Below are 5,688 nucleotides of genomic sequence, written 5' to 3'. Positions count from 1 at the left end.
CCGCAGGCGCGGCTCCTCGCGCACCCGCACCCGGTCGGCGGGGAGGCGGAAGGCCTGGAGGGTCTCGTGGGTGCGGCGGTACGGCGACACGTAGACGCTCACCCGGTCCTCGCCGAAGAGGTCCCTGAGCCACTCCCCCGTCTCCTCGGCCTGCCGCAGCCCGGCCGGGGTCAGCCGCAGGGCGTGGTCCGGCTCCCTTTCGTACACCGTGTCATCGGCATTGCCCTCCGATTCTCCGTGCCGTACGAGAACGATGCGCCGCGGTCGTGCCATACCCCGACCCTAGAGGGCCGCTGTTCGACCGGCTCGGTCAGACCGTCCAGGACGGTTCCAGGCGCACCACGTCACCGGTCAGCGCGGCCACGTCGGCCTCCGTCCGGGCCCGCAGGCCGAGCCGCTCCACCCGCTCCGCCCGGTACTTGCCGTGCTCGGCGGCCGACTCCCACAGCGACAGCACGAGGAACTCGCTGCCCGGCGCCTCGCCGAAGAGGCCCCTCAGCATGCCGGGCGAGCCGGCCATGGCCGGATTCCACACCTTCTCCTGCATGAGGGCGAAGTGCTCCGCCCGTTCCGGGTGGATCCGGCAGTGGGCCACGCGTGCGACGTCGGCGTCGGCGAAGCGGGGCTCGAAACCCGTCTTCACGTCGAAACGGTGGTCGAACAGCTTGACCTGCCCGTCCTTGAAGGTGCCGGCCTGCGTTGCCGCCAGCCGGTCGTGGGAGCGGGCCATGAAGGAGTCGTAGAAGGCGCGGCTCTCCCAGAAGGCGAAGACATGGGCGACATCCGGCCGCGACCGGCTCCAGCCGCCGCCCTGCCCCCGGAACCCCGGTTCGCCGAGCAGCCCCGCCCATTTCCGCTGCCCCCGCTCGAAACCACGACGGTCCACCACGGTGCAGCGAATCCACTTGACCAGCACCGCGCCATCGTACGGCTCCGGGGCACACCCCGGCAGACCCTCCGGGATCACGCCATTCGAACGTCGAGATCCGGCTGCCCGGCCTTCCGGAGGGGCAATCTCCGCCACAAGCCCCGGTGTTCTGTCGGACCCCCGTGACACCATGAACGGAGAAGCCCCCGTCCCGGGGCATGGGAGTGGGGCGAGGGTTCGTGGAGAGCCACCCGCGGCGGCGCGGGTGGGAGGGGAGGCATCGTGAGCGGGCTGAACAAGGGGGTCGGCAAGATCGAGGTGACGCTCCGGTGGGACCCGGCGCGGGCCGGTGCGCCGGCGCACGACCTGGATCTGATCGCCGGGGTCTTCACGTCGGACGATCCGTACGGGACGCCGGACTATCTGGTGCACTTCGGCAGCCGGTCGCCGGACGGCACGATCACCCTGCACCGCGACAGCCGTACGGGGCAGGGCTTCGGCTACGACGAGGCGATGACGCTGGAGCTGGAGCGGCTGGCGCCGCGCTACACGCGCGTGGTGGTGGGGGTGGCGATACAGCAGGGCGGCGGTCGGCTCACGTTCGGCGGCACAACCGGCGCGAGCGTGCGGGTGAGCGAGGGGTACACCGAGCTCCTGGCGCACGACTTCGCCGAGTTCGCCGAGGCCCGGTCGGCGACGATCGTGGAGTTCACGCGGGACGGTACGGACGGCTGGTCGTACCGGCCGCTGCGCCGGGGCTTCGACGCGGACCCGGGCGAGTTCGCCGCCCTCCTCGGAGTGGCCGGCGCCTGACCCGTCCCTCCGCCGTGCCGCCGTACGAGCGGGGGCGGTGACACGGCGGAAGGGGCGCCGGCCGAGGGCCGGCGCCCCTTCACTCACCTACGGGCGGATCAGCTGCAGCCGCTGGTGGAGCCGCAGCCCTCGCAGATGTAGCAGGAGCCGGCCCGCTGCATCTTCGTACCGCAGGAGAAGCAGAGCGGAGCGTCGGCGCTGATGCCGAGCTGCATCTCCACGAGCTCCGCGGAGGTGTGGGCCTGCTTCGGGGCGGGCACCTCGGCCTTGGGGGCGGCCGGGGCGGCGACGGCCTTCAGCTCCTGGGCGCGGGGCGCGGACTGGGCCAGGCCCTCGACGTCCACGTCCTCCTCCGCCGGCTCGTACGAACCGGTCTCCAGGTGGCGCTGGCGCTCCTCGGCCGAGTGGATGCCGAGGGCGGAGCGGGTCTCGAAGGGGAGGAAGTCCAGCGCCAGGCGGCGGAAGATGTAGTCGACGATCGACTGCGCCATCCGCACGTCCGGGTCGTCCGTCATGCCGGCCGGCTCGAAGCGCATGTTGGTGAACTTCGAGACGTAGGTCTCCAGCGGGACGCCGTACTGGAGGCCGACGGAGACGGCGATGGAGAAGGCGTCCATCATGCCCGCGAGCGTCGAACCCTGCTTGGACATCTTCAGGAAGACCTCGCCGAGACCGTCGTCCGGGTAGGAGTTGGCGGTCATGTAGCCCTCGGCGCCACCGACGGTGAAGGAGGTGGTGATCCCCGGGCGGCCCTTGGGGAGGCGCTTGCGGACGGGGCGGTACTCGACGACCTTCTCGACGGCCTCGCGGATCGTCGCCTCGGACTTCGCGGTGACCTCGGCCTTCTCCTCCTCCTTCTTCTTGGCGGAGAGCGGCTGGCCGACCTTGCAGTTGTCGCGGTAGATCGCGAGCGCCTTGACGCCCATCTTCCAGGCCTCGAAGTAGATCTCCTCGACCTCCTCGACGGTCGCCGTCTCCGGCATGTTGACCGTCTTGGACAGGGCGCCCGAGATCCAGGGCTGGATGGCGGCCATCATGCGGACGTGGCCCATCGCGGAGATGGAGCGCTCGCCCATGGCGCAGTCGAAGACCTCGTAGTGCTCGGTCTTCAGGCCGGGGGCGTCGATCACGTTGCCGTGCTCGGCGATGTGGGCGACGATCGCCTCGATCTGCTCCTCCTGGTAGCCCAGGCGGCGCAGGGCCTGCGGGACGGTGCCGTTGACGATCTGCATCGAGCCGCCGCCGACGAGCTTCTTGAACTTGACCAGGGCGAGGTCGGGCTCCAGACCGGTGGTGTCGCAGGACATCGCGAGACCGATGGTGCCGGTGGGGGCGATGACCGAGGCCTGGGAGTTGCGGAAGCCGTTCTTGGCGCCGAGGCGGATCACGTCCTGCCAGGCCTCCGTGGCGGCGGCCCAGATCGGGGTGTCCAGGTCGTCCACGCGGACGGCCTTGCCGTTGGCGTCGGCGTGCTGCTTCATGACGCGCTGGTGCGGCTCGGCGTTGCGGGCGTAGCCGTCGTACGGACCGACCACCGCGGCGAGCTCGGCGGAGCGCCGGTAGGAGGTGCCGGTCATCAGGGAGGTGATGGCGCCGGCGAGGGCGCGGCCGCCGTCGGAGTCGTACGCGTGGCCGGTGGCCATCAGCAGGGCGCCGAGGTTGGCGTAGCCGATGCCGAGCTGGCGGAAGGCGCGGGTGTTCTCGCCGATCTTCTCGGTGGGGAAGTCGGCGAAGCAGATGGAGATGTCCATCGCGGTGATGACGAGCTCGACGACCTTGGCGAAGCGCTCGACCTCGAAGGACTGGTTGCCCTTGCCGTCGTCCTTGAGGAACTTCATCAGGTTCAGCGAGGCGAGGTTGCAGGACGTGTTGTCCAGGTGCATGTACTCGCTGCACGGGTTCGAGCCGTTGATGCGGCCGGACTCGGGGCAGGTGTGCCAGTGGTTGATCGTGTCGTCGTACTGGATGCCCGGGTCGGCGCAGGCCCAGGCGGCCTCGGCCATCTTGCGGAAGAGCGACTTGGCGTCGACCTCCTCGATGACCTCGCCGGTCATGCGGGCGCGCAGGCCGAACTTGCCGCCGGACTCGACAGCCTTCATGAACTCGTCGTTCACGCGGACGGAGTTGTTGGCGTTCTGGTACTGGACGGACGTGATGTCGTCACCGCCCAGGTCCATGTCGAAGCCCGCGTCGCGCAGCGCGCGGATCTTCTCCTCCTCCTTGACCTTGGTCTCGATGAAGTCCTCGATGTCGGGGTGGTCGACGTCGAGGATGACCATCTTGGCGGCCCGGCGGGTGGCGCCGCCCGACTTGATCGTTCCGGCGGAGGCGTCGGCACCGCGCATGAAGGAGACGGGGCCCGAGGCGTTGCCGCCGGAGGAGAGGAGCTCCTTGGAGGAGCGGATGCGGGAGAGGTTCAGGCCGGCGCCGGAGCCGCCCTTGAAGATCATGCCCTCTTCCTTGTACCAGTCGAGGATCGACTCCATGGAGTCGTCGACGGACAGGATGAAGCAGGCGGAGACCTGCTGCGGCTGGGGCGTGCCGACGTTGAACCAGACCGGGGAGTTGAAGCTGAAGATCTGGTGCAGGAGGGCGTAGGCCAGCTCGTGCTCGAAGATCTCGGCGTCGGCCGGCGAGGCGAAGTAGCTGTGGTCCTCCCCGGCCTTGCGGTAGGTCTTCACGATGCGGTCGATCAGCTGCTTGAGGCCGGTCTCGCGCTGCGGGGTGCCGACGGCCCCGCGGAAGTACTTGCTGGTGACGATGTTGACCGCGTTCACCGACCAGAAGTCGGGGAACTCGACGCCACGCTGCTCGAAGTTGATCGAGCCGTCGCGCCAGTTGGTCATGACGACGTCACGGCGTTCCCAGTTCACCTCGTCGTACGGATGTACGCCGGGGGTGGTGTGGATGCGCTCGATCCGCAGGCCCTTGCTCGCCGCCTTGGTTCCCTTGGTGCGGGAACCACGTGCCGGGCCGCTCGCCGTCTCTGTCATGCCGCCTCCCATATACGGGCAAAACACCCTTTGGCGCCCAGATAATCCCAAGGCACCGTCTTCTGTACTGCCATTTGTACTGCTGGAGCCACGAGCGCCGGTCGGGACGCTCGGGGCACGTCTGTCCACGACCGCGCGGCGGCCGGTGGCGGGCCCTCGTCGGCCCGGCCCGCCGTCAGTCGGCGGGGGTGGCGGGAACGGGGACCTCGGGGGTCGCGCCGGTCCCACGGTTCTCAGCGGGAGGCCGCTCGCGGAGTTCCGCGATGGCGGCCTCGAAGTCTTCGAGGCTGTCGAAAGCCTTGTACACGGACGCGAAGCGCAGGTACGCGACGAGGTCGAGCTCCTGCAGCGGGCCGAGAATGGCCAGCCCCACGTCGTGGGTGGTCAGCTCGGCGCTCCCGGTGGCGCGCACCGCCTCCTCGACCCGCTGGCCGAGCTTGGCGAGGGCGTCCTCGGTGACCGGTCGCCCCTGGCAGGCCTTGCGGACGCCGGAGATGACCTTGGTACGGCTGAAGGGCTCGGTGACACCGGACCGCTTCACCACCATGAGCGAGCACGTCTCCACCGTCGTGAAACGGCGGGAGCAGTCGGGGCACTGGCGGCGGCGTCGGATCGACGTGCCGTCGTCGGTGGTGCGACTGTCGACGACCCGGCTGTCGGGGTGCCTGCAGAAGGGGCAGTGCATTGGTTCCGACCCTCCTTCTTGGCACGACTGACAAGCCTCGCGCCACCCGTCAAGGGCCCCGCGAAGCGACCACCAGCATAGGCGATGCGAGGGGCCCCGGAAGACCGGGACCACTATCCCTGGGCGGCCGGTGCCATCCAACCACTAGATCTTGGGTTGAGAGTGCTTCGACACCCCCAGCGTGTCGCGGCGCCGCACAGCACGCGGAGGGGGTTCTCGACGCGGGACCGGGGCGGCGCCGAGGGGGCGCGGACCCAGCCGGGAAGGCTACCGTAAGGGCCTGATCGAACCGCGAGCGCGGGGGCACATACACCTCCACATGGGCAGGC

The 5,688-nt window shown here is 69.7% G+C and carries 5 protein-coding genes; 1 reads left to right on the top strand and 4 read right to left on the bottom strand.

The features are described from left to right. Both RIF68_RS25325 and RIF68_RS25320 read right to left on the bottom strand, forming a co-directional pair. A partial coding sequence (locus RIF68_RS25325) for a phosphoglycerate mutase family protein (RefSeq protein WP_309053612.1) occupies nucleotides 1–273 on the bottom strand: 273 nt, incomplete at its 3' end. Nucleotides 274–310: 37 nt separating this feature from the next. After that, nucleotides 311–916 carry a YdbC family protein gene (locus RIF68_RS25320; protein WP_309053611.1) on the bottom strand — a complete coding sequence of 202 codons (606 nt, stop codon included), beginning with the start codon at nucleotides 914–916 and terminating at the stop codon, nucleotides 311–313. Between the two features lie 234 nt (nucleotides 917–1,150). On the opposite strand from RIF68_RS25320, the gene RIF68_RS25315 reads away from it, so the two are divergent. Further along, nucleotides 1,151–1,681 carry a TerD family protein gene (locus tag RIF68_RS25315; RefSeq protein WP_309053610.1) on the top strand — a complete coding sequence of 177 codons (531 nt, stop codon included), beginning with the start codon at nucleotides 1,151–1,153 and terminating at the stop codon, nucleotides 1,679–1,681. A 98-nt stretch (nucleotides 1,682–1,779) separates the two neighbouring features. On the opposite strand, the gene RIF68_RS25310 is transcribed toward RIF68_RS25315, so the two are convergent. Next, nucleotides 1,780–4,674: a vitamin B12-dependent ribonucleotide reductase gene (locus tag RIF68_RS25310; protein WP_309053609.1), complete on the bottom strand. Its 2,895-nt coding sequence runs from the start codon at nucleotides 4,672–4,674 to the stop codon at nucleotides 1,780–1,782. A 175-nt stretch (nucleotides 4,675–4,849) separates the two neighbouring features. After that, a complete protein-coding gene (nrdR, locus tag RIF68_RS25305) occupies nucleotides 4,850–5,359 on the bottom strand; it encodes a transcriptional regulator NrdR (RefSeq protein WP_309053608.1) in 510 nt (169 codons plus the stop codon). Nucleotides 5,360–5,688: the final 329 nt, after the last annotated feature.

The sequence above is a fragment of the Streptomyces sp. genome (assembly GCF_031178505.1).
In the GTDB taxonomy this organism is placed as follows: domain Bacteria; phylum Actinomycetota; class Actinomycetes; order Streptomycetales; family Streptomycetaceae; genus Streptomyces; species Streptomyces gulbargensis.
The sequence above is the reverse complement of the archived record's forward strand: the minus strand, read 5'-3'. Positions and strand labels throughout refer to the sequence as shown.